This window comes from Streptomyces sp. NPDC104307 (genome assembly GCF_055584045.1).
Window position 1 is genome coordinate 187526 of the sequence record NZ_JBVJMU010000013.1, and the last position, 21899, is coordinate 209424.

Consider the following 21899-nt stretch of genomic DNA (forward strand, 5'->3'; position numbering starts at 1 on the left):
ACACCGCGAGAACCCGGGTACGCGCAGCGAGGACCGGCCACCGCGCCATTCCTCAGGGGTGAACCACAATGACCGCACAAGGCATCGCGCCCGAACTCTCCGCAGAGGAAGTCCGTTCGGAGCCCGCACCCCCGCCATTGCGCGCCGCAGAGGAAGTCCGTTCGGAGCCCGCACCCCCGCCACTGCGCGCCGCAGAGGCCCGCGAGGCCGCCGCCGCCTTCGTCGCACGGCTGAGCCCGGCGCCGTCCGCCCGTGCCGTCCAGAACCTGGTGCTGCTCGTCTCGGAGCTGGTGACGAACGCGATCCGGTACGCCGGAGGCGTCACCGCCCTCTCGTTCGGGGCCGACCACGGGGCGCTGCACGTACGGGTCGTGGACCCCAGCCCCGCCCATCCGCAGTGCCGCGTCCCGGACCTGACCGGCCAGACGGGCGGATTCGGCTGGCCGATGGTCCTCCGGCTGGCCAGCAACGTCACCGTCCACCGCCACGGAAACCAGGGAAAGACCATCCTGGCGACACTGGCCCGCTGACCGGCACACCGGCCACGGGGGGCGGTCACAGGAAGCGGCGGAACGGCACGACCGACGCTTCCCTGAGCCGCTGCACGACCGACCGCCTCTTCCACCGGCCGCCCTTGATCAGGACACTCGACTCCAGGTCCTGATCGAAATGGCCGTCGAGCGTCGCGGTGAACGCGCGGTCCATCACCGCGAGCATCACTTCCTCGTCGTGGTCAAGCGAGCGCCGGTTGAAGTTGGTCGAGCCGATCAGCGACGCGACGCGGTCGACGGTGATGGCCTTGGTGTGGATCATCGTCGGCTGGTACTGGAAGATCTTCACCCCGCAGGCGGTGAGGTCCTCGTAGTGGAGCTGTCCCGCCAGCTGACAGACCCGCTTGTCGGTGTGCGGTCCCGGCAGCAGGATCTCCACCTCCACCCCGCGCCGCGCGGCGGCACAGAGCAGCTCCACGAAGTACGCGTCGGGCGCGAAGTAGGCCGTGGTGAGCCGCACCCGCTCCTCGGCGGATTCCAGTACGACGCGGAACAGCGTCTGCATGTCCTGCCAGCCGAAGCTGGCCGAACCGCGCACGACCTGGACGACCGCATCCCCGCGCGGCGGCGTCCCCAGGAAACGGTCCCGCTCGTCGAACAGCTCCTCGTGGCACTCGGCCCAGTTCTGCGCGAAGGCCGCCGCCAGTCCGTCCACGGCCGGTCCGCGCACCTGTACGTGGGTGTCGCGCCACTCGTTCTCGTTACGGGCGTCCCCGCACCACTCCTCGGCTATGCCGACGCCCCCGGTGAACGCGGTGTCCTCGTCGACCACGAGGACCTTGCGGTGGCACCGGTGGTTCTGCTTCAGCGGTGAGAGGTAGAGGGGCTTGCGGAACCACGCCACCTGGACACCCGCCGCCTCCATCGCGGCGAGCTGGTCCTTCTCGATCAGCCGGCTGCCGAACCCGTCCAGCAGCAGCCGGACCCTGACCCCGGCCCTGGCCCGGTCCGCCAGTGTCCGGGCGAACTCCCCGGCGATGTCGCCGCGCCAGTAGACGAAGGTCATCATGTCCACGGTGTGCTCGGCGCCCCGGATGCTCTCCAGCATCGCGGCGAAGATCGCGTCACCGTTGCGGAGCGGGACGACCTCGTTCCCCTCGGTCGCGGCGATCCCGATGAGCCGTTCCAGCCGCCGCCGCAGCCTGAGCGCGCGTTCGGCGAGGAGCTCGGTCTCCCGCTGCTGCGGGGCCTCGACGACGGAGGAACCGGACGGCTCCGGACGGACGCTCTCCGGTCTGCCGCCCACGATGCTGGTCATACGTCGCCTCCGACGGTCGTTACTGGGTTCCGTGCCGCCACTCCCCCACGGAAGCAACCCCGCGCACCTTCCCGCGACTGCGTCGTTCAAGCGTTCGTATGACTGTGACGGGTCAGACAGCGCCAAGGAGCCCGAGCACCTTGCGGACCGCCTCGACCACCGGCTCCCCGACCGTCGACACGGTGGCCGCGATCCCGGCGACCGCCAGCAGCGCGCGGTGCCGCTCCTCCGGTGCCTGCGGCGCGTCGGCCCCGCCGGTGAGGGCGGGCAAGGTCTCGTCGAGCGCGCGGGCGCTGACGGGCGGGAGCTGCGCCCGCAGCTCACCGACCAGCCGCAGCAGCTCCCGTACCGCCTCCTGCAACTCGGCCGAGCCGGAATCGGCGGCGGCCGGGGCGTAGTGGTTGTTCTGGATGCCCGTGTTGCCCGAGCCGCCGTACATGTTGACGTTGTCGCCGCTCATGAATTCGCGATCCCCACGTTTCCGGTTCCGCCGTACATGTTGACGTTGTCCCCGAAGTGGTAGATCTGGGGACTCACGCTGATGCCCTCCACCCGCACGGTGAACTCCGCCTCCGGATGGTCGATCGCGTACGCGATCTGCCCGACGAGCTGGACCAGATGCGCCGGGTCGTGACTGGTCACCATCGCCGTGGACGGCCCCGACGTCTCGACGGCCAGCACAAAGTACGAGGGCGCGGAAAGCACCTTCGTCAGCTCAAGCAGGTAGTAGATCAGCGCGCCGACCGTACCGAGCCAGACGATCGTGATGAACGGACCCCCGCTGCTCTCACCCCGCCCGATGGACGCCACCGTGTCCACCAGCAGGATGAGCACGGTCATAACGACCGCCAGCGCGAGCGTCAGCGCCACGCGCTTGCAGAAGAGCGCGATGGCCTCCTTGCGGCGCGGGCGCAGCACGAAGGTGAACACCCGCGCGATGTTCTCCAGCGGATACGCGGCGGGCCCGACCCACAGCAGCCGCTTGCTGACCCTGAGATCCACCGCGTGCACGAGCGGCGGCGGAGGCGCGCCCATGGGGCGCGGCGGTACGGCCGGTGGCTCCATGACTCCCCCTCGAACATCCGCTCGGCGCGAAGCACCCATTAAGCGCCGCGCCCTCGGTCAACGCAAGTCAAAATCGTTCAACGACTATTCAACGGCGCTTCCACCAAAAGGAGTTGGCGGAAACGCACCTGTTACCCCACCCGCACCGGGGGTCGGTCCCTGGCCGCCGAGTTCCCCGCCGAGGCGCAGGCTCGCACCGTCCTGGGCGCCATCGGCCACGGCGAACGCACCTTCACCCTGATCGGCAGGGCCGCCGGCGGCCTCAACCCCAGCTCGGTATCCCGCTCACTGGAGCTCCTCACCTCCCGCCGCATGGTCGCCGCCGAACTGCCCCTCTCCACCAGACCCAGCCGTGAGACCCGCTATCGCGTCGACGACCCGTACCTGCGCTTCTGGCTCTCCTTCATCGGCCCAGGCATCCCCGCGATCGAACGCGGCCGGGGAGACCGCGTCCTCGGCACCATCCGGGCCGGCTGGACGTCCTGGCGGGGCAGGGCCATCGAGCCCGTCATCCGCGAAGCCCTGTGGCGGCTCGGCCCCGACGACGGGCAGCTGCCTGCGGGCACCGATGCGATCGGCGGCTACTGGACCCGCACCAACGACCCGGAGATCGACATCGTCGGCGCCGACCGCGCCCCCATCGCGAAGAAGATCACCCTGGTGGGTTCGGTCAAGTGGCTGGAGAAGAAGCCCTTCGACCACCGCGACCTCGCCCGCCTGGTCACCCACCGCTCCCGGCTTCCCGGTGCCGACGACTCCACCCCCTTGCTCGCCGTCACCCGCAACGGCTGCACCGCCGACGTCCCCAGCCTCACACCCGAGGACCTCCAGCACGCCTGGACCTGATTCCGTGACCGGTGGCGCACCGCCGCCGAGCCCGCCCCCGGCGGCGGCCGGTACGAGACCCCGGCCCCACTACGACGGTGCCCGCAAGGCGTCGACCGGTTCCATCCGAGCGGCTCGCAGCGACGGGTAGAGGCCGGCGAGCAGGCCGACGAGGGCTCCGGCGAGCGGGGCGCCGAAGGCCAGGCCCAGGTCCAGCACCGGCGTCCACTGCTTGACCACCGCGACGCACACCACGATCGTGATGCCCAGGGCCGCGCCGACGATGCCGCCGAGCAGGCCGATGGTCGTCGACTCCAGCAGGAACTGGCCCGCCACCTGCCGCCTCGAAGCCCCCAGGGCGCGGCGCAGTCCGATCTCCCCGACCCGTTCCATCACCGTCACCAGGGTCACGTTGGCGATGCCGATCGCGCCCACCACGAGCGAGACCAGGCCGAGGACGAGGAAGAGCCCGTTGACGTCGCTCTGAATGCCGTCGCGGGCCTTGGACAGGTCGGGCGGTGCCTCGACGCCCAGTGAGTCCTGGTGTCCGGGCGCCAGGGCGATCGGTGCCTGGCGCGCCACCTGCCGGGCCGCTCCCAGCGCGGTGTTGACCAGGACGAGGTTGACGTCGCGCAGGGCGAGGCGGTCCGCGGCGACGGTCGGCGGGAGTATCACGGCGGTCGACAGGCGCCGCTCGCGCCTGATGCCGCCGAGGATGCCGATGACGGTGTACGACTGGCCCTGGAAGAAGACCGCGGGCGCGTCCTCCACCCGGCTGATGCCGAGCAGCTTCGCCGCCTGGTCACCGAGCACGGCCACCTGGTCGCGCCGGTCGATGTCGCCGGTGTCGTAGAACCGTCCCGCGGTCATCGCGCCGCGTACGGCCTCGGGCAGGCCGTCCGACGCGGCGACGACGGCCAGGGTCTGGCCGGAGGCGTCGCCGGGCGCGTTCACGTCGTTGGACCGCACCTGGACGCTGTTGGTCGCGGCGGAGTCCGCGAGCGCGGCGACCGACTCCACCCCGGCGAGGCGCCGGACCGCGTCGGTGCCCGACCATCGCACCAACGGCCCGTCGTCGTCCCCGCCCGGTGGTGCCGCCGGCACCTTCACGGCCACCGAGGTCGCGGTGAGCGCGTCGAACCGTCCGACGATCTGGTTGCCCGCGGTGGACGCCACACCGATGGTGATGACGAGCGTGGTGATGCCGAGGACCGTGCCGAGCGTGGTCAGCGCGGACCGCACCGGGCGGGCGAGGATGCCGGCCAAGGCCTCCGCCCACAGGTCCCTGGGGTCCATCCGGGGGCGGGCCGTACGCGCCCCGTCCGCCGCGGCCGCCCCCGTCGCCGGCACGGCCGGGGCGCTTCCCGTGCGCGTCACGTGGTCTCCAGGGTGAGGCCGCCGTCGGTGATCCGGACCCGCTGCCCGGCCCGGCGGCTGACCGCTTCGTCATGGGTGATCAGGACCAGGGTCATGCCCTGGGCGCACAGGTCGTCGAAGAGTTCCAGGACCGACAGGGTGTTCTCGCTGTCCAGGTTCCCGGTGGGCTCGTCACAGAGCAGCAGCGCCGGGTCACCCATCAACGCCCGTGCGATGGCGACACGTTGGCGCTCACCACCGGACAGCCGGTCAGGCCTGAAACCCGACCGGTGTCCGACCCCCACCCGCTCCAGCGCCTGGCGCGCCCGTTCCGTACGGCTGCCGCGCCCGCGTCCGGGGCGCGGTCTGCGGTACGCCTCCGCCAGCATGACGTTCTCGTCCACCGTCCGGTACGGGAGGAGGTGGAAGGACTGGAACACGAAGCCGATCCGGCTGCCGCGCAGCGCGGTGCGTTCGAGGTCGCCCAGCGTCGTGGTCTCCACTCCGTCCAGCCGGTACGAGCCCGCGGTGGGCCGGTCGAGCAGGCCCAGTGTGTTGAGCAGCGTCGACTTCCCGGACCCGGAGGGCCCGACGATCGACAGGTGCTCTCCCCTGCGCACCGTCAGATCGACGCCGCGCAGCGCGTGCACGGGCGGTTCGGTGTCGAAGGTCCGCTCCACTCCGATGAGTTCGATGACCGTGTCCCGGCCGCCGCCACCCTGCGGCGGGACCGCTTCGGTTGCCGGGGCGGCGTCGGTCGCCGGGCGTATCACTTGCCCACCACCACCGCGTCGCCCTGTTTCAGCCCGGCGCCGTCCGGCTTCACCTCGACGAGGCCCGACGCGGAGAGCCCGACGGTGACCCGTACGTCCCGCACGCCTGTGCCCCGCAGGACCTGCACCCGGGCCTTTCCGTCCGCCGAGGTCCGGACCGCGGCGAGCGGCACGGTCAGCACCTTGCCGTCCGAGTCGCCGATCTTGATGGTCACCTTCACCGAGGCCCCGGCCTGCCCCGCCATCGGGCCGGGCTCCGGTACGGAGATCCGCAGCTGGACCGGGGCGCCGGGGCTGGAGCCGGAGGCGTCGGCGGCTCCGCCGTCGCCCTCACTCGTTTCTGCCCCGGCGCCCTCCTCGGCCGTCCCGGCGGACGCTCCGTGGCCGCCGCCGTCCTGCGGCACCGTGGCCGCGGCGTCGGCGCCCAGCGCGGCCACGGTGCCGTGCGCCTTCTCGCCCCCATTCGTCGTCAGGTCAACGGCCATGCCCTTCCTGAGCAGTTCGGCGTCCGTGCCGGGGACGACCGCTTGCACCACCAGTTCGGAACTGGTCACCGTGCCGATCTGGCCGGACGGTACGTCCCCCGGCTTCACGGTCACCTTGTCCAGCCGTACGGGCAGCTTCGGGAAGAAGACGGCCTCTCCGGCCGGGACCTTCGTACCGTAGGAGGCCTGGAACGTGCTGAGGGCGTCGTTCGCCATGTCCAGCGACTTCTGGGCGGACTTGAGCTGAATGGCCCGGACCTTCTTGTCGGTACTGCTGTCGGTACTGCTCTCCGTACTGCTGTCGGTACTGCTGTCCGCGCCGCTGCCCGTACTGCTGTCGGTGCCGCTGCCCGTACTGCCGTCCGTACTGCCGTCCGTACTGCCCTCCGTGCTCCTCGACGTGCCGGTCTTGGGAGCCGGATGGTTCGAGCCGGCGCCTGCGGCCGTCGTGGTGAGGAGTGCCTCCTGGGCGGAGGACACCGACTGCTGCAACGTGCCCAGCTGCTGCTGCTCGTCCGGACTGGGCTGCTGCGCCTGGTACCCCTTGTGCGTGTACCAGCTGGTGACCGCGGCGGCCGTGCCCTGGCCGAAGGTTCCGGTGACGCCCCCGGGACCGAACCCGAGCCGCCCCAAGGCCTTCTGGAGCTGCTTCACGTCATCGCCCGACATACCGGGGCCCATGGCGCGGTACATCGGCACGGTGCCCTGCAAGGCGAGTACCGGGCGGCCGTTGACCGTCATCAGGACGTCGCCCTCCTTGATCCGGGCGCCGGAGACCGGCGCCTTCGTGACCCGCTGTTCCGCACCCTCGCCGCCTGCGGTCGCGGCGGTTCCGGTGCCGACGGCACCGGCCAGCGAGAGGGGCTCGGGCGAGTCGAACTCGACGGATCCGGTCGACACCACGGTCGCGGTGAGGGACTGCCGCTGGACGGCGACGGTCACCGGGCCGGCCTTGGGCGCACTGTGCGCGGCGGCGGCGTCGGCGGGCGAGTGCACCTGGCTTCCGGCGACCCAGCCGCCCGCGCCGACCAGGACGACCGCGCCTATCACGGCGCCCAGTTGCCTTCGCGTGCTGAGGCGCTTCACGCGCCGTCCCCCCAGTACGGGTGGGCCTTCTCCTTGGGGTAGTACGCGGCCCGGAAGGCCTTGCCGCACTCCAGGTCCTTCAGGGCGACGTCGATGTCCTTGGTGAGGAGCGGCAGCGCGGCCTCACTGGTCAGCGTGTGGTGCTCGGGCAGCTTGGCCGTCAGGTCGAGGCGGACCATGGTGGACATGCCGGTCGGCTGGGTGGTGGAGACCGGGATGCCCTGCCCCCGCAGGCAGGTGGCGTACTGCTGGGCGAGCTGGACGAGTTGGGTGTCGCCGTTGAGCGCGAGCCCGTTCGTGCGGTTCGTCTGCTCCCTGTTGGCCTGCTCCTTCTTCGCCGCGGACGCGCTCTGCTCAGGTCCGTACGCCTTGACCCTCGCCTCTGCGGTGCAGCCGCGGGGCTTGTCCAGCACCGTCTTGTCGGTGGTCTTGGGGGGTACGCCGTCCAGCGCGGCGCCGTACGCCTTCAGCTGGGCGGGGGTCATTCCCTTCTCGTCGTCGTCGGCCGGGGTGACGATCTTTCCTCTTGCCCGGCCGCCCGCGTTGCTGAAGGGGGCCTTGGGGTCGTTGGGGTAGGCGTCGGCCGCGTAGGTGCCGAATCCGTACTTCTGCCGGAACTTCTTCGAGACCGCGTAGTCCTCCCCGTCCATTCCGGCGAGGGGGTCATCGGTGGACGGTGTCATCACGTGCGGTGTGTAGGTGAAGCCCTGCTTCTTCATGCAGGCCGCGAGGGCGTTCTCCAGGATGTACGTCTTCTTGACCTCGTCGCTCGTGCCGTCCGGGACGACGAGCTGCCCGGAGCCGTCGGCCGCGGGCGTGCCGTCCGCCGCCGCGGAACCGGTGCCCGCGGCGGCCTTGTCGTCCGAACCGCCGCAGCCGGTCAGCAGCGGCAGCGTGGCGACCACCAGGGCCGCGATCAGGGAGTTGCGCACAGCTTTCTTAGACATGTACATGCCATCCTTCTGTTCAGGGGGTGTCTCCGGCGGTCGGCCGACGGTGGCCTATCGCCCGTGGTGTGCGGTCTCCGGGGCCGGCGGGTCAGCCGCCGCCGGCCGGCTCGACGGCGTCGAAGAGCCGGTAGTCGGTGACCAGTTGGGTCAGCACGCGCTTGTTCGGCACGGTGCCCTCCAGGTCCCTTCTGCCCTCGCTGCGGGGGCTGGAGATCAGCTGCACCGTCCAGCCGCCCGAGGTCAGGTAGGACAGGCCCCAGGCGTACCCGACACCCGGGGCCCGCATCCGGGCGGGCAGCTGTTCCATCTCCATGAAGTACTCCAGCACGCTGTCGCCCGTACGCGTCCGGAGAGCCGAGCACTTGGTCAGCCGGCCGCCCCACGGACTGGTGAGCAGCCGGCCGCGTCCGTCCTGGCAGCGCCAGACCTCCGCCGGGGGTGCGAGCGGTGCCGCGGACCGGGCGACCGTCACATAGAGGCTGGTCACGAGCCCCGTCCTGTCGGTCATCCGGAAGTAGCCGGGCCGCGCCGGCCGCGCCGCCTCGATGGTGCCGGCCGAGGCGGGGAGGATCGACCGCAGGAGCTCGGGCGAGGGATACCAGGCCGAGGGCTCAGCGGCGGGCAGCGGCTGTCGGTTCTCCTGCGTCGCCGGTGCGAGCAGCCCGTATCCGCCGACCGCCACGACCGCCGCCATGGCCGCGGTACCCAGCGCGGCACCGATCCGGCGCCTGCGACGGATCCGGGCACCGCGCGCGACAGCACCCGGCACCAGATCGGGCATGGGCGGCTCCGGTCCAGTGTCCAGCTCCCCCAGCGCATCGGCCAGGGCGAACCCGTGCTCGTCGCCGCTCCACTTCTCCGCCATGCTCAGCACCCCGCCTTCGGATAGCCAATTCCCGCGCCTCTGCCCATGCCGTCGCCGCTCCCGAGCTGCGCCGCGAGCGGTGTGTCGCCCAGGATGCGGCGCAACGTGGCCAGCCCCCGGGAGGTCTGGCTCTTCACGGTGCCGGTGCTGCACCCCAACGCCGCCGCGGTCTCCTCCACGCTCTGGTCGTGCCAGAACCGCAGCACGAGCACCGCCCGGCCGCGCGCCGGCACCTGCCGCAGCGCGGCCAGCAGCATCAGCCGCAGGTCCGGGTCCTGCGCCGGGGCCGCCACGTCGTACTCGTGCGCACTGGAGCGCTCCCACCAACGCCGCCGGCGGGTCTCGTCCACGAACGTCCGGAACAGCACCTTGCGGGCGTAGCTGTCGGGCGAGTCCATCCGCACCCGGCGCCACACGGCGTACAGCTTCGCCAGCGCCGTCTGCGTCAGGTCCTCGGCGAGATGCCAGTCACCGCACAGCAGATACGCCGAGCGCCGCAGGTAGGCCTGCCGGCTGCGTGCGAACTCGTCGAACTCGACGGGGGCACCGTCGAGGTCGCTGATGTCGGAGACGCCCGGCCCGTCCGGCGCCCGCGTCACCGGCCGCCTCCGCCCGGCACCGGCGCGGTGCGCGGTGAGAAGTACTTCATGCCGTACTGACGTGGTGGCACGCGCGGGAGGTTGTCATCGACTCGAAAATACTTTTCCCGGCGAGAGAGCACGAGAACCTCCCGGCCGTCACCCCTCCCTGCGGAACTGACACCAGACCACCTTGCCGGGGCTCCGCTCCCCCACGCCCCACCCGTCGGAGTACGCCGCCACGATGAGCAGCCCCCGCCCCGACTCCCCGGCGGGCTCCCGCGCCACGGGCGTACCGTCCCCGCTGTCGTGCACCTCCATCCGCAGCAGCCGCCCCGCCTCCTGGAGCAGCAGCCGCACCCGGTACCCGCGCCCCGGCGGCACCCCGTGCACCAGGGCGTTGGTCGCCAGCTCGCTCACGCACAGCAGTACGTCATCGGCCCGCGCCCCGTACCCCCAGTCATCGGCGGCGGCCCGCACGAACTCCCGCGCCGCCCGGACGGATCGGCGCTCACGCCGGTAGAACCGCTCGCGCAGGAGCACGAGTTGCATCGTCTCGTTCATGAGACGAGAGTCACACTCCGTGACTAGGCTGTCGCCTTACGCGAGCCCGTACACATTTCTTGTACGGGCCGATCACGGGTGAAGTACGGACGAAAGTGGGGAGTGGGGCCGCATGCACCCCAGGAATCGGCAGCGCAAGAACGCGTCGGCAATGAAGCTCGTAGGAGCACTGGTCGCTCAGTTCCGCAGAACGGCCGGGCTGACCCAACGCCAACTGGCCGACCGCTCCAACACCCAGCCGGAAACCATCGCCTCCATCGAACAGGGCCGCCGCGCGCTGCTCCCGCCACTGGCCTGCGTCCTGGACGACATCCTGGAGACGAAGGGAGCGCTGGGGACGGCCCTGGAGTACATGCCGGAGGTCGACCTGATCCCGGCGTGGGCCGAGGAGTACATGGACCTGGAACGGACGGCGCTGGCGCTGTCCTGGTTCGAGAACCAGGTACTGCCTGGGCTGCTCCAGACGGAGAACTATGCGCGGGCGGTGTTCCGCAGCAAGGTCCCCGTCATGCCCGAGGACGAGATCGAGGCACAGGTTGCGGCCCGCATCGAGCGGCAGGAGATCCTGCACCGGAAGAACCCTCCCACTACAAGCTTCATCATCTCCGAAGCCGTCCTCCGCGACCGCCTGGGCGGTGACGAGGTGTACGCAGAGACCCTGCGACACCTCGTAGAGATCGCCCAACTGCCCGGCATCACGCTTCAGGTGATGCCACTCGGACTGAAAACGCACGCAGCTCTCTCCGGCCCGTTCATCCTGCTCGAAACACCGGACTACCAGCACCTCGCCTACACGGAAACGCAGCGCGGAAGCCAGATCGTCGCAGACCCTGATGAGGTCAGCATCCTGGCGCAGAAATATGCGATGCTGCGGACGCAGGCCCTCAACGTCGAGGAAACCAAGGACCTGCTGGACCGGCTGCTAGGAGAGTTATGAGCACGGCACGCGTGTGGTTCAAGTCCAGCTACAGCGGCAGCGAGGGCGGGGCGTGCCTCGAAGTCGCCTACGACTGGCGCAAGTCCAGCTACAGCAGCGAAGAGGGCGGCGCATGCGTCGAGGTCGCCGCTCACCCCCGCGCCATCCACGTCCGGGACTCCAAGAACCCCGAGGGCCCGGCCCTCACCCTCGCCCCCACGACCTGGGCGGCGTTCACCGGGCACGTGGGGAGCTGACGGGCCGACTGTCAGTGGGGGCGCCTAGGGTTCTGGAATGGCGACGCTCCCGAATCCTCTGCGCTCCCCGGCCGCCGCCGGGCTGGAACTCCCGCCCGGCAGGCTCGTGGACGACACGGTCGACGGCACGTGGACCGAACCCCTGCTCTGGTACGGGGACGAGCCCGCGTCCCCCGGATCGTGGTCCGCACTGCGGGCGTCGGGACGGCCGGTCGGGCTGCTGCCGGTACTGATCGACGGCGGGACGCGCACCCAGTGGCCCGAGCGCTGGGACCTCGCCCCGGCCCGGACGACGTACGCCGGTGACCATGACGCAGAGGACGTACTGAGCGAGTCGTGGGAGGCATACGCCGACGACGAGTTGAACGACGCACCGGCCGACTGGCCGGGCCTGGCTCCCGTCCCGGCCGAGGCGGGCCCTGACACCCCGGACGGCCTGGCGGCCGAGGTCGCGGACCAGCTGACCGGGATGGGCTTCTCACCGGCCGGAATGCGGGCGGCACTGGTTCCCGCGCGGCGCAGCGCGGACATACCGGCGGCGATCGGCTGGTCGGGACCGCTCAACCACGAGAACGACGTGGCCCGGCTCTGCGCGGTACTGCGCTCCTGGGAGGACCGCTTCGGGGCCCGGGTCGTGGTGCTCGGCTTCGACACGATGGTCGTCTCCGTGAGCCGCCCCCCGACCACACCCGCCGAGGCCGAGGCACTGGCGGCCGAGCACTTCGCGTTCTGCCCGGACAACATCCAGCAGTCGACCCTCAACACCCTCCAGGCATACGCGGAGAAGGCGCTCCTCAAGCAGGAGACGTGGACGTTCTGGTGGGACTGAGCCCTCAACGAGGGTCCCGGCTGCGGGTGATCAATCCGCTGACCGATCGCGTAGAAGGCCCGCAAGGTGCTGAGGACCGTACGTCGCCAGTGCCCACAGGGCGCTGGTCTCCCGCGCCCCTGTCCAGGCCCCTTCACCGGTCGGAGCGCGGAAGAGGGCAACGTCTATGCCGTACTCGTCGAAGGGGTCGGAGCACAGGTAGCGAGCGCCACCGGTTCCGCAGAGGTACGTGTCGGCACCGACCGCCCTCGCCAGGTCTGCGAGCCTTTGCGAGCGGCCGGCGCGTGCGGGGCGAGCGCTGCTGTGAACGACGGAGCCGCGCCAGCCGAGCAGTTCGAGCAGCAGCCGGGTGGAGGCCTCCGCGATCACCGCCGTGCGATCGGAAACCGCCATGAGTTCCAGGACGGGTGTGATCACGGAGGAGAGCGTGGACCAGTACGGGCTCCGGCCGTAGTACTGCCGCAGCAGCAGGTCCACTCTTCTGCGGCTGAGCCCCGGGTCCACGATCAGGGCTTCATTGATACGGCTCTGCCGTCCGTGCGGCAGGTGGGTCGCGAGCGTGAGCCACTGCCGCTGTGCCGGTTCCTCCAGTGCCGCGAGACGGGCCCGGTGCTGGAAGTCCCGCCGGGCGAACTGCACGTCGTCGAGCACGACCCAGCAGTCTGCCGAATACAGCTTCGCCAGTGTGGAGAGCCGGGGGAAGAGGTTGGGCTGATGGATGGCGCAGCGTGTTCTCTCCGGCGTCGCGGAGCACTCGGGGTCAGTCGCGGAGGAGCCAGGCGTCGTAGCCGCGCTTTGACAGTCGCTCGAAGGCGTCGTGGACACGCTCCGGCACCTCCTGCTCGATGGCGAAGCCCCGTCGCGGGTACTCCATGACGCGTTGCGTGTCACCCACCATCATGGCGACGAACCCCGCCTCGTCCTCCTGGTACTTGGCGTACTCGTCGAAGGACACCGTCTCGGATGCGCAGACGACCTCCACCTCCGGCCACTGCCTGCGGCACGTGGCGTACGCCCGGCGCTGCATATAGGGCATACAGACCAGCAACACCGAGTCCATGTGCTTCCCGGCCTCCTCCAGAACAGCGCGGGCAAAAGTGATGTTCTGCCCGGTGTTGGTCGCGCGCGGCTCCAGGAGGATCGCCTCATCCGGCACGCCGAGGGCGAGCGCCTCTTCTCGGAAATGGACGGCTTCGCCCCGAGGGAAGCGCCCCAACGTGGCCTCTGTCACGGCCCCTGTGAAGACCACCGTCGGGAAGAGGCGCGCACGATAGAGCGTGGCCACCGCAGCGACGACCCCGATGTCGCAGCCGCCCAGGGCGACGGCGGCGGAGACAGGACGGGCCCGCTGGTTCAGGGTGTTGAAGTCCCATAGCGTGCGGGCGTCGTCCCGGTCGGCGTCGTTGATCGGGGCCATGCATACTCCTCGGTGTCGCGGATGGTTTCGATGCTGCGCAACTGGTGCTTGAGCCCATGCTTCCCAGCCATATTGGCGGCCCCGGCCAGGACCGCCCGCCCCTCGTCGGCGGTGGCGGGGTCGGAGAGCAGAATGTGCGCCTGCGCGGTGTCGATCTGGACATGCTCCAAAGGTGAGTTGGGACGGCCGGCCGAGCGCGCTGTTTCCATGAAACACAGAGCACGGGTGAGGTCGCCGACGCCCCGGTGAGCCAGCGCCAGCTTCTGCTGCGACACTGCCCACTCCTCGGGCTCCGCGAGGTCGTGAAAGTCTTCTGCTGCCGAGCGCATGAGGGCGATCGCCGGCTCGGCATGTCCCTGCTTGGCCAGTGCCGTACCGATCCAGAGCCGGGCCCGCGCACGATCGCGGGCACTCAGCCGCTCGTCGCTGGTGAGGGCCTCATACCGGGAGGCAGCGGCCGAGAGCCGTCCTGACATCTCCGCGACCACGGCGAGCGTCAACTGAATCTGAGCCGCCCGGCGCGGAATACCGAGTTCGACGAACGTCCTGTGCGCGTCCCTGTACAGGGACGTCGCAGTGAGCAGATCCTGCATGCTGCCCTCCAGCCGCCGCCTGTCCCCGGCCAGCGTCAGGGACCGCGCGTAGAGATACCGTCCCTTCTCGTCGAGCTCCCGGGGAGTACACCGCAGCCACCGGCCCAGGAGGGCTCCGGCGAAGCTGAAGTCCTGGCGGCTCAGGCAGACTGCGGCTCGTTCCAGGTCGTCGGCCCAAGTCTCGTATTCCCAAGCTTGGGGGCCGCTGGCGATGAGCCGCCGGACGGAGCTGGCAGCAAGTCTTCCGGCCTCGGAGAGGTTGGTCTCGAAGCGAAGGTGCACGGCGGCCTCCGCGCGCGCCAGCGCGGTGTCCAGGATGGCCTGGGTGTCCTGCCTCGGCGCGGTGGAGGAGAGGAGCTTCTCCCACTTCGAGATCGTCCGGGTGCCCACGCCGAGATGAGCCGCGAAGGTCCGGACACTCATCCGGAGGGCAAGCCGCAGTGCCCTGGCTTCCAGGCCGGTCCAGTGGTGCACGGTCGCCACGGGCCCCTCCCTTCCTCCTGTCATGCAAGCACACCGACCGACGGCAAGGGACGAAAGTGCCACGGAGGTGCGACACACGGCCATTGGGGCGCCCCGCTGCTCACGACAGACTCGACGGACCGGCCACCGCTCACGAGACGGCCCGCGGTGCCGACTCCTGAGCCTGTCTGATCCCTCCCGATTGTCCGAGAACAAGAAAGGAGAACTGCCGTGGAGCCCTTCGAGCGCGCAAGGCTGGACGCCTACTTCACGAAGATCGCCGCTCATTTCCTGCCCCGGGAACGCACTACTGCCTTCCTTATAACCCACCTCTTGTCCGAACGCCCCAGCTTCGTCCGCGCGGTGGCGTCCCTCAGTGATGTGCGCGCCGTACTGCCCAAGCCCAAGTCGATCGACGCGGCGGCGCGGCGGGACGTCGAGCGGTCCGTCAGCGTCGACGCCCTCTCGCGCGAACTCTTCAACGATCCCGACGCCGCGCTCGACTACATCGAATCCCGTGCCGGGGGTGAGCGCACGGTTCTGCTGGATGTCGGCGGCTACTTCGCACCCGTCCTCGCACATCTGCACGAGCGGCTCTCCGGAGAGATCACCGGTGTCGTCGAGGACACCGAGAACGGACACCGCCGGTATGCCGCGCTGGAAAAACTCCCCTGCCCGGTCGTCTCGGTGGCCCGCTCACCGCTGAAGGACCCCGAGGACTACCTCGTCGGTCAGTCGGTCGTCTTTTCCACGGAGGCGGTGATGCGCAGCCGGGGCGACATCCTCCACGGCCGGCCCTCGCTGGTCATCGGGTTCGGCAAGCTGGGCAGTTCCATCGCGCGGCTGCTCGAGGCGAAGGGCGTGCACGTGACCGTCTTCGACATCGATCCCGTACGGCGCACACAGGCGCTCTCCCAGGGCTTCGCCGTCGCGCGGGACCGCGAGGCAGCCCTGACTGGCGCCGGCCTCGTCCTCTGCGCGACCGGTGCGGTCTCATTGCGCGGGGAGGACTTCGGACACCTTCGCAACGGGGCGTACGTAGCCACTGTGACGAGCAGCGAAGACGAACTGGAACTCGACTCCCTGCCGGAGGTATACACGCGGACAGCCGTCGGCGACCACATCACCCGCTACCGGACCACCGGCCATTACTTCTATCTGGCGAACGGTGGCAACGCGGTCAACTTTCTGCATGGCGCCAGCGTTGGACCGTTCATCTTCCTCGTTCAAGCGGAGATCCTCGCAGCGATCAGGCTGCTCACCGACCAGCACCTCGCTCCTGGACTCCACGAGATCCCCGCATACGACCGCGCCGCGATCGCGACGACCTGGCTCTCCTACTTCAACAGGTGACAGACATGCCCATCAGCAAGGACCACATCCGTACGACCCTGAACAACTACCTCGGAGTCCACCCCGAGGAAGAGCCCGGTCTGAGTCCGGTGCTCACGCTCCTGGCCATGGACGCGGACCTGACCTCCCGCAAGGAATTTCGCGCCCACGCCACCGCAGGAGCGATCCTCATCGACCCCGACGCCCGTGTCCTCCACATTCACCACGTGGCGCTCAACAAGTGGCTGCTACCCGGCGGTCATCTGGAGCCGGAGGACACCACCCTCCAGGAGGCCGCCCTCCGTGAACTGTGCGAGGAGACCGGTATCTCCTCCACGTCGGTGACCCTGGCGAACCCCGCACCGATCGACATCGATGTACACCCCATCCCGGCAAACGACGCCAATGGAGAGCCCGATCACCAGCACGTCGACTTTCGCTTCCTCTTCCGCACGGAGAGCGCTGACATCAGCACGCTCCAAACCGAGGAGGTCACGGATGCGGCGTGGCTGGGAGTGGACACCATCACGTCGCGGAAACTGGTCCGCAGGCTGATGTCGACCCTCAACACCCTCCAGGCATAACCGGAGAAGGCGCTCCTCAAGCAGGAGACGTGGGCATTCTGGTGGGACTGACGGCGCGACGCCGGTTGAAGAGCATGATGATCAGGGCCACCTGGAGCACGACGAGGAGGACGGCGCCGGGGTACACGGCGGACTTGGCGCCGATCATGCTGGAGAACAGGCTGGTGTCCCACAGCCCGTGGACGAGCATCGGCAGGAGGATCACGCCGCCCGCGCGCAGGCACAGGTAGAAGAAGTAGCCCGAGGTGCAGACGACCAGGGCCTGGATGATCGCCTGGGCGCCCTGGCCGATGGCGTTGCTGACGTGGGCCAGACCGAAGACCACGGATGACCAGAGGGCGACCTTGCCCTCGCTGAGTCCGGCACGCTTGAACACGTGGACGCCGATGCCCCGGAACATCAGCTCCTCGCCCACACCGACGAACAGCCCGAGCAGCAGGAGGCATACGACCAGGGAGCCGCTCTGGGCCCCGAGGTGGCCGTAGTTCATGGCGACCAGGGAGCCGAGCAGCATGGAGACCGGCACCCAGCGCACCCAGCGCCGTACGGGCACGCGGTAGCGCAGCACCTCGCCCCACCAGCCGAGCCAGGTCACCAGCGCGGCCACGAACACGATCGAAGCACCGATCGGGATCAGTGCGTTGCGGACGAGCGACTCGGTGGTCGGGAACCGGCTGTCGGAGGACGGGGTGTCCACGCCGATCAGCTGTCCGAGTCCCTGGATGATCCCCAGGTAGACGAGCACCGCCACCAGGAACCACGGCCACGTGAACCTGCGCCCGAACTGCGTCTCCGCCCCGGCTGCGTCCACCGGACCCCCCTCACCGTCAGTCGATTCCCAGGCGCCGCGTCACGGGGCGGCCTCCCACTTGGAGTTCTCCCTGTTGTAGAGGTACTCCGGCCGTCCCGCGATGCTGCTCGTACGGAACGGCTGGCCGCCGTCGTCGATGCGCAGGGTGCCCGTCTGGCCGCCGCTGCTCCACTCCAGCTCCAGGTACCAGGTGACGTCGTGGCCCTCCACGTGCGCGTCCAGGTCGAAGACCTCCACGTCGTTGGAGGAGACGCGGAACGGGAAGTCCTTCGCCGGGACCTTCTTGCCGGCCTGTAGCCCCGGCACGGGGGTGAGCGCGGGGCGGCTGTTGTCCAGGCCGACATCGAAGGACTGCGGCTCGATCCCGCTCCCGCAGCCCTCGCCCATCGAGAACGCGGACCGCTTCAGGGGCGCGCTGCGGCTCAGCACCCGCACGTTCAGGTCCTTGAGGACGACCGCCTGCTCCGAGGTCCCCTGCACGGTGAGTTCGAGCCTCATCTGACCGCCGTCGACGCCGCCCAGCGCGCGGGCCCAGCCACGGGTGTCCTGCGGTACGGGCGGCGGCGGCACGTTCGCGGCGGGCTCGTCCAGCAGGTAGTACTGCCCGCAGGGCTCTTCCCAGTTGTACGAGCTGATGGTGACGGTCGGCGGCCGGCCGGTGGCGGTCTTCGGCTCGCTCCCCGCCGGGGGCGAGGCGGTCTTCGACGCGGTGGCGGAAGGGGTGGCGGAACCGGTGGCCGCGGACGCGCTCGGCTTCCGCGACGGGCTGGGCGAGGGGGAGGCGCTCTCCGAGGCGCCGGACACGGCGTCCGCCTTCTTGCCGTCGCCCCCGTGGCCCGTCGCGCCCGGGGCAGCGCCCACGGCGGCGTCCTCGCTCGACCCGGCGAGCTGGTTGGCGACGACGGCGGTGGGCACGGTGAGCGCGACAACGGCCGCCACCGCGAGCAGCACCCGCGTGCGGGCGGACGCGCGCCGCCAGCGGTTGCCAGAGGCGGCGGGCTCGGCCGCCGGATGCTCACGTTCCAGCTCGGAGGCCGGCGGAACGGGCACGGGTTCGGGCACGGGTTCAGGTGCCTGATGCGCCTCGGGCTCGGGCTCGGGATCGCCCCCGGCAGCCGAAGCCGGATCGGGCGCCGGAACAGGCGCAGACGCGGGCACAGGCGCAGCAGCCGGAGCCGGAGCCGCGGGAGCCGCCGGGGCCGCCCCGTTCTCCTGCTTTCCGCGTCGACGCGCCGCCTCCGCGACGATCCACCGGCGGTGCAGCTCGACGAGTTCGTCCGCCGTCGCCCCGCACAGCCGGGCCAGCCGCTCCACAGACCCGTACTCGTTGGGGACGGCGTCCCCGTTGCAGTACCGATGGAGCGTCGACGTGCTGACGTGCAGTTTCGCGGCGAGCACCCCGTAACTACGTCCCGAACGGTCCTTCAGTTCCTTGAGCAGGGCCGCGAAATCCTCGGCCTCCGGCGTCGCCACTGCAGCGTTCCCCCTCCTGGTTCGTCCCGGAACACCGTTCCAGGGACGTGGAATCTGCCCAGGTCACAGTACGCGCAGGCGTTCCAGCATCCCCAATGGATCGGCAGGTGTTGCGGCCGGAATCCGCCGCCCCGCAATCTGAGACCACACCGCAGCGACCACGGGGGACGAGCAATGCGAACCCTCTTCCGCATCGAGCTCATCGATGTTCTGGCCATCGGGGTGGTGATCGTGGCAGGCACGGTCGTCATGGTCCTCATCCACAGCCACTGATCCACCTGATCCACCAGCACTGATCCAATTCCGCAGATCCAGCACCTTCACTTCACGGGGAGCACCACCATGCGCAGCAACCGCGTCCGCACCACTGTCATCGCCGCCACCGCCCTCCTGGCCGCGCTCTCGCTCACCGCTTGCGGCGGTGACAACGACGGCACGAGCGACAACGGCAAGGCGGCAGCGTCCGCCCCGGCGGCGAACAGCAGCGCGAAGCAGTCCCAGTCCCCGGACGCCGCGTCACAGAAGGACGGCACCGACGCCGACGCCGCCGACAACGGCACCACGGACGGCACGTCGAACGGCACGTCCAACGGCACGTCCAACGCCGACGCGGACGCCGCCAAGGCCGGGAAGACCGACAAGGGCACCACCGGCTCCACGGAACAGGCGGGCAGCAGCTCCAAGGTCACGACGGCCGCCTGCACCGGGGGCAACACCAAGACCAGCGTCAGCAAGGTGACCCGCCCCATCAACCACCTGCTGCTCACCGTGACCAACACGGGCAGCACCGCCTGCAACGCCTACTACGCGCCCAAGCTCCGCTTCGACGACGCGCAGGCCGTCTTCCCGATCCTGGAGGACAGCAAGCCGCAGGCCGTCGTCACACTCAACCCGGGCGAGTCCGCCTACGCCTCCATCGGCCTGACCGGCGAGCCCGGAGCCGGCCCGGCCCCGCGCAAGACCACCCACCTCCAGGTCAACTTCGCCGGCCGCAGCAACGTGGGCTCCACCGGCAGCCCGGCCCAGCTGAACCTCCCGGCCAACACCAACTGGGACGACAACGGCTTCGTCACCTACTGGCAGGCCGAGATGTCCGACGCCCTCACCTACTGAGCCCCGTCACCGCGCCCCGTCCGGCCCGCCCGTCCCCGTCGACGGCCGGGCCGGGAGTGCGCCGCCGTCAAACGGGAAGCCACACACAATGGACCGGACAGAGAACCTCATCGGCCAATTCCGCGCACAGCCCCCCGAGAGCGACCGGAGACGCGAACTCGTCGCGGGGATAGGCGGCATACTCGCGGACCGGCCCGACCACCCGGCGGCCCTGACGTTCCTCGCCTCGGTCACCGAGGACACCGAGGAGTACGAACTCGCCAGGATCGAGGCCGCCACCGCCCTGCGGCTGTGGCCGCCCACGGACCGCGCCCACCGGCAGCGGGCCGCCCGCGCGCTGCTCGCCGTGATGCGCGGGCCCGACGAGGACCTGGTGCGGCAGTACGCGGCCATGGCGCTCGGCCCCTACGCGGACGACCCGGAGGTCCACGAGGCGATGGCGGCCGCCGTCCTCGGTGACGAGGACCAACTCGTCCGGGACAACGCCCTGGCCGCGCTCAGCCACGCGGGCCCGAGCGAGGGCCGGGCCGAGGTGCTGCACCAACTGGCCGACGACCGCACGCTGGGCCGGGAGGCCACCCGTATCCTCACCGCCTGGGGCGGCGAACCGGCGCTCTGAGCACCCGCGCGGGCCCCACGACCCGTCAGCCGCGCCCCAGCTTCTGCGCGACCTCCGTCGCCCAGTACGTCAGGATCATCTGCGCGCCCGCGCGCCGGATCCCGGTCAGGCTCTCCATGATCGCCGCGTCCCGGTCGATCCAGCCCTTCTCCGCGGCGGCCTCGATCATCGAGTACTCGCCACTGATCTGGTACGCGGCGACCGGCACGTCCACCGACTCGGCGACCTTGGCCAGGATGTCCAGGTACGGTCCGGCCGGCTTGACCATGACCATGTCCGCGCCCTCGGCCAGGTCGAGCGCCAGCTCGCGCATCGACTCACGGGAGTTGGCCGGGTCCTGCTGGTACGTCTTGCGGTCGCCCCGGAGCGAGGAGCCGACGGCCTCGCGGAACGGGCCGTAGAACGCGGAGGAGTACTTCGCCGTGTACGCGAGGATCGACACGTCCTCGTGGCCGGTCTGGTCCAGCGCGTCGCGGATCACGCCGACCTGGCCGTCCATCATGCCGCTGGGGCCCACCACATGGGCGCCCGCGTCGGCCTGGACCTGGGCCATCTCCGCGTACCGCTCCAGGGTCGCGTCGTTGTCGACCCGGCCGTCCTCGGTCAGCACACCGCAGTGGCCGTGGTCCGTGGTCTCGTCCAGGCAGAGGTCGGACATGACGACGAGATCGTCACCGACCTCCTCGCGCACCGCGCGCAGACCGAGCTGGAGGATGCCGTCAGGGTCGGTGCCCGCCGTGCCCCGGGCGTCCTTCTTCTCGTCCAGCGGCACACCGAACAGCATGATCCCGGAGACGCCCGCCGAGACCGCGTCGACCGCGGCCTTCCGCAGGGTGTCCAGGGTGTGCTGCCGCACGCCGGGCATGGCCGAGATGTCGACGGGGGCGTCGATGCCCTCGCGCACGAACGCGGGCAGGATCAGGTTGGCCGGGTCGAGCCGTGTCTCGGCGACCATCCGCCGCATCACGGGGGTCGTCCGCAGCCGCCGGGGGCGGGAGCCGGGGAAGTTTCCGTACACAGTCATCCTTCGAGATTAGACCCGTACACATCACGCTCTTACCGACACCCGTGTTGGGAAAGCGAGGGGCCCGGCCGCCTCCAGGAGAAGCAGCCGGGCCCCGCACACAGCACGCCGGA

The 21899-nt window shown here is 70.3% G+C and carries 24 protein-coding genes and 1 pseudogene; 9 read left to right on the top strand and 16 right to left on the bottom strand.

All coding sequences use genetic code 11. The features are described from left to right. Positions 1-68: 68 nt before the first annotated feature. On the top strand, positions 69-530 hold the full coding sequence (locus ACZ601_RS28190) for an ATP-binding protein (RefSeq protein ID WP_469543072.1): 462 nt from the start codon (positions 69-71) through the stop codon (positions 528-530). Positions 531-555: 25 nt separating this feature from the next. Here ACZ601_RS28190 and ACZ601_RS28195 read toward each other — a convergent pair whose 3' ends face one another. The 3 genes from ACZ601_RS28195 to ACZ601_RS28205 form a co-directional block, all read right to left on the bottom strand. Beyond that, positions 556-1809: a phospholipase D-like domain-containing protein gene (locus tag ACZ601_RS28195; RefSeq protein WP_469543075.1), complete on the bottom strand. Its 1254-nt coding sequence runs from the start codon at positions 1807-1809 to the stop codon at positions 556-558. Positions 1810-1921: 112 nt separating this feature from the next. Then, entirely contained in the window at positions 1922-2269 is a 348-nt protein-coding gene (locus ACZ601_RS28200) for a DUF5955 family protein (protein ID WP_440573268.1), read from the bottom strand. Continuing rightward, the gene (locus ACZ601_RS28205) at positions 2266-2874 is read right to left on the bottom strand and encodes a DUF6232 family protein (RefSeq protein WP_440573267.1); all 609 of its coding nucleotides are present in this window, start codon (positions 2872-2874) and stop codon (positions 2266-2268) included. Before ACZ601_RS28205 ends, ACZ601_RS28200 begins: the two co-directional genes overlap by 4 nt. A 144-nt stretch (positions 2875-3018) precedes the next feature. On the opposite strand from ACZ601_RS28205, the pseudogene ACZ601_RS28210 reads away from it, so the two are divergent. Then, positions 3019-3720 (top strand): annotated as a pseudogene (locus ACZ601_RS28210) (DUF234 domain-containing protein); the annotation flags it as partial. A 69-nt stretch (positions 3721-3789) separates the two neighbouring features. On the opposite strand, the gene ACZ601_RS28215 reads toward ACZ601_RS28210, so the two are convergent. The 7 genes from ACZ601_RS28215 to ACZ601_RS28245 form a co-directional block, all read right to left on the bottom strand. Next, positions 3790-5076, bottom strand: coding sequence for an ABC transporter permease (locus ACZ601_RS28215; RefSeq protein ID WP_469543079.1), 1287 nt, complete (start codon positions 5074-5076; stop codon positions 3790-3792). Beyond that, on the bottom strand, positions 5073-5828 hold the full coding sequence (locus ACZ601_RS28220) for an ABC transporter ATP-binding protein (protein WP_469543082.1): 756 nt from the start codon (positions 5826-5828) through the stop codon (positions 5073-5075). Before ACZ601_RS28220 ends, ACZ601_RS28215 begins: the two co-directional genes overlap by 4 nt. Further along, complete coding sequence (locus ACZ601_RS28225; RefSeq protein WP_469543085.1) at positions 5825-7399, bottom strand: peptidoglycan-binding protein; 1575 nt, start codon at positions 7397-7399, stop codon at positions 5825-5827. Before ACZ601_RS28225 ends, ACZ601_RS28220 begins: the two co-directional genes overlap by 4 nt. Next, positions 7396-8346 carry a hypothetical protein gene (locus ACZ601_RS28230; protein ID WP_469543088.1) on the bottom strand — a complete coding sequence of 317 codons (951 nt, stop codon included), beginning with the start codon at positions 8344-8346 and terminating at the stop codon, positions 7396-7398. The genes ACZ601_RS28225 and ACZ601_RS28230 overlap by 4 nt, the downstream gene beginning before the upstream one ends. A gap of 91 nt (positions 8347-8437) precedes the next feature. Next, a complete protein-coding gene (locus ACZ601_RS28235; protein ID WP_469543091.1) occupies positions 8438-9214 on the bottom strand; it encodes a hypothetical protein in 777 nt (258 codons plus the stop codon). A gap of 2 nt (positions 9215-9216) precedes the next feature. Further along, positions 9217-9777 carry a SigE family RNA polymerase sigma factor gene (locus ACZ601_RS28240; RefSeq protein ID WP_469543196.1) on the bottom strand — a complete coding sequence of 187 codons (561 nt, stop codon included), beginning with the start codon at positions 9775-9777 and terminating at the stop codon, positions 9217-9219. A gap of 174 nt (positions 9778-9951) precedes the next feature. Next, positions 9952-10356, bottom strand: a complete 405-nt coding sequence (locus ACZ601_RS28245) for an ATP-binding protein (RefSeq protein WP_393340907.1) — start codon at positions 10354-10356, stop codon at positions 9952-9954. A gap of 151 nt (positions 10357-10507) precedes the next feature. Here ACZ601_RS28245 and ACZ601_RS28250 point away from each other — a divergent pair, with 151 nt between their 5' ends. From ACZ601_RS28250 to ACZ601_RS28260, 3 genes are read left to right on the top strand one after another with little or no spacing between them, the layout of a single operon-like run. Continuing rightward, a complete protein-coding gene (locus ACZ601_RS28250) occupies positions 10508-11293 on the top strand; it encodes a helix-turn-helix domain-containing protein (protein WP_469543094.1) in 786 nt (261 codons plus the stop codon). Further along, positions 11290-11529, top strand: coding sequence for a DUF397 domain-containing protein (locus tag ACZ601_RS28255; RefSeq protein ID WP_469543096.1), 240 nt, complete (start codon positions 11290-11292; stop codon positions 11527-11529). Before ACZ601_RS28250 ends, ACZ601_RS28255 begins: the two co-directional genes overlap by 4 nt. A gap of 37 nt (positions 11530-11566) precedes the next feature. After that, entirely contained in the window at positions 11567-12358 is a 792-nt protein-coding gene (locus tag ACZ601_RS28260) for a DUF4253 domain-containing protein (protein ID WP_469543099.1), read from the top strand. Between the two features lie 30 nt (positions 12359-12388). On the opposite strand, the gene ACZ601_RS28265 is transcribed toward ACZ601_RS28260, so the two are convergent. From ACZ601_RS28265 to ACZ601_RS28275, 3 genes are read right to left on the bottom strand one after another with little or no spacing between them, the layout of a single operon-like run. Beyond that, positions 12389-13183 (bottom strand): WbqC family protein, encoded by a 795-nt coding sequence (locus ACZ601_RS28265; protein ID WP_469543101.1) that lies wholly within the window; start codon positions 13181-13183, stop codon positions 12389-12391. Further along, entirely contained in the window at positions 13119-13775 is a 657-nt protein-coding gene (locus tag ACZ601_RS28270) for a YdcF family protein (protein ID WP_469543104.1), read from the bottom strand. Before ACZ601_RS28270 ends, ACZ601_RS28265 begins: the two co-directional genes overlap by 65 nt. Next, complete coding sequence (locus ACZ601_RS28275; protein WP_469543107.1) at positions 13712-14851, bottom strand: helix-turn-helix domain-containing protein; 1140 nt, start codon at positions 14849-14851, stop codon at positions 13712-13714. Before ACZ601_RS28275 ends, ACZ601_RS28270 begins: the two co-directional genes overlap by 64 nt. 210 nt (positions 14852-15061) lie before the next feature. On the opposite strand from ACZ601_RS28275, the gene ACZ601_RS28280 reads away from it, so the two are divergent. Next, on the top strand, positions 15062-16183 hold the full coding sequence (locus ACZ601_RS28280; protein WP_469543110.1) for an adenosylhomocysteinase: 1122 nt from the start codon (positions 15062-15064) through the stop codon (positions 16181-16183). Between the two features lie 5 nt (positions 16184-16188). Next, positions 16189-16746 (top strand): NUDIX hydrolase, encoded by a 558-nt coding sequence (locus ACZ601_RS28285; RefSeq protein ID WP_469543112.1) that lies wholly within the window; start codon positions 16189-16191, stop codon positions 16744-16746. 16 nt (positions 16747-16762) lie between these two features. On the opposite strand, the gene ACZ601_RS28290 is transcribed toward ACZ601_RS28285, so the two are convergent. After that, a complete protein-coding gene (locus ACZ601_RS28290; RefSeq protein WP_469543115.1) occupies positions 16763-17557 on the bottom strand; it encodes a CPBP family intramembrane glutamic endopeptidase in 795 nt (264 codons plus the stop codon). A 39-nt stretch (positions 17558-17596) separates the two neighbouring features. Beyond that, positions 17597-19030, bottom strand: coding sequence for a helix-turn-helix domain-containing protein (locus tag ACZ601_RS28295; RefSeq protein ID WP_469543118.1), 1434 nt, complete (start codon positions 19028-19030; stop codon positions 17597-17599). Positions 19031-19372: 342 nt separating this feature from the next. Between ACZ601_RS28295 and ACZ601_RS28300 the strand changes: the two genes are divergently transcribed. After that, the gene (locus tag ACZ601_RS28300; protein WP_469543125.1) at positions 19373-20143 is read left to right on the top strand and encodes a DUF4232 domain-containing protein; all 771 of its coding nucleotides are present in this window, start codon (positions 19373-19375) and stop codon (positions 20141-20143) included. A gap of 88 nt (positions 20144-20231) precedes the next feature. Beyond that, positions 20232-20762, top strand: a complete 531-nt coding sequence (locus ACZ601_RS28305; RefSeq protein ID WP_469543128.1) for a HEAT repeat domain-containing protein — start codon at positions 20232-20234, stop codon at positions 20760-20762. A 25-nt stretch (positions 20763-20787) separates the two neighbouring features. On the opposite strand, the gene hemB is transcribed toward ACZ601_RS28305, so the two are convergent. Then, a complete protein-coding gene (gene hemB, locus ACZ601_RS28310) occupies positions 20788-21786 on the bottom strand; it encodes a porphobilinogen synthase (protein ID WP_440576964.1) in 999 nt (332 codons plus the stop codon). Between the last annotated feature and the right edge of the window lie 113 nt (positions 21787-21899).

Coding starts and splice junctions, on each gene's coding strand:
- ACZ601_RS28300 (WP_469543125.1), top strand. CDS start 19,373: ATGCGCAGCAACCGCGTCCGCACCACTGTCATCGCCGCCACCGCCCTC.
- ACZ601_RS28250 (WP_469543094.1), top strand. CDS start 10,508: ATGAAGCTCGTAGGAGCACTGGTCGCTCAGTTCCGCAGAACGGCCGGG.
- ACZ601_RS28200 (WP_440573268.1), bottom strand. CDS start 2,269: ATGAGCGGCGACAACGTCAACATGTACGGCGGCTCGGGCAACACGGGC.
- ACZ601_RS28245 (WP_393340907.1), bottom strand. CDS start 10,356: ATGAACGAGACGATGCAACTCGTGCTCCTGCGCGAGCGGTTCTACCGG.
- ACZ601_RS28260 (WP_469543099.1), top strand. CDS start 11,567: ATGGCGACGCTCCCGAATCCTCTGCGCTCCCCGGCCGCCGCCGGGCTG.
- ACZ601_RS28270 (WP_469543104.1), bottom strand. CDS start 13,775: ATGGCCCCGATCAACGACGCCGACCGGGACGACGCCCGCACGCTATGG.
- ACZ601_RS28235 (WP_469543091.1), bottom strand. CDS start 9,214: ATGGCGGAGAAGTGGAGCGGCGACGAGCACGGGTTCGCCCTGGCCGAT.
- ACZ601_RS28255 (WP_469543096.1), top strand. CDS start 11,290: ATGAGCACGGCACGCGTGTGGTTCAAGTCCAGCTACAGCGGCAGCGAG.
- ACZ601_RS28230 (WP_469543088.1), bottom strand. CDS start 8,346: ATGTCTAAGAAAGCTGTGCGCAACTCCCTGATCGCGGCCCTGGTGGTC.
- ACZ601_RS28285 (WP_469543112.1), top strand. CDS start 16,189: ATGCCCATCAGCAAGGACCACATCCGTACGACCCTGAACAACTACCTC.
- ACZ601_RS28190 (WP_469543072.1), top strand. CDS start 69: ATGACCGCACAAGGCATCGCGCCCGAACTCTCCGCAGAGGAAGTCCGT.
- ACZ601_RS28195 (WP_469543075.1), bottom strand. CDS start 1,809: ATGACCAGCATCGTGGGCGGCAGACCGGAGAGCGTCCGTCCGGAGCCG.
- ACZ601_RS28305 (WP_469543128.1), top strand. CDS start 20,232: ATGGACCGGACAGAGAACCTCATCGGCCAATTCCGCGCACAGCCCCCC.
- hemB (WP_440576964.1), bottom strand. CDS start 21,786: ATGACTGTGTACGGAAACTTCCCCGGCTCCCGCCCCCGGCGGCTGCGG.
- ACZ601_RS28205 (WP_440573267.1), bottom strand. CDS start 2,874: ATGGAGCCACCGGCCGTACCGCCGCGCCCCATGGGCGCGCCTCCGCCG.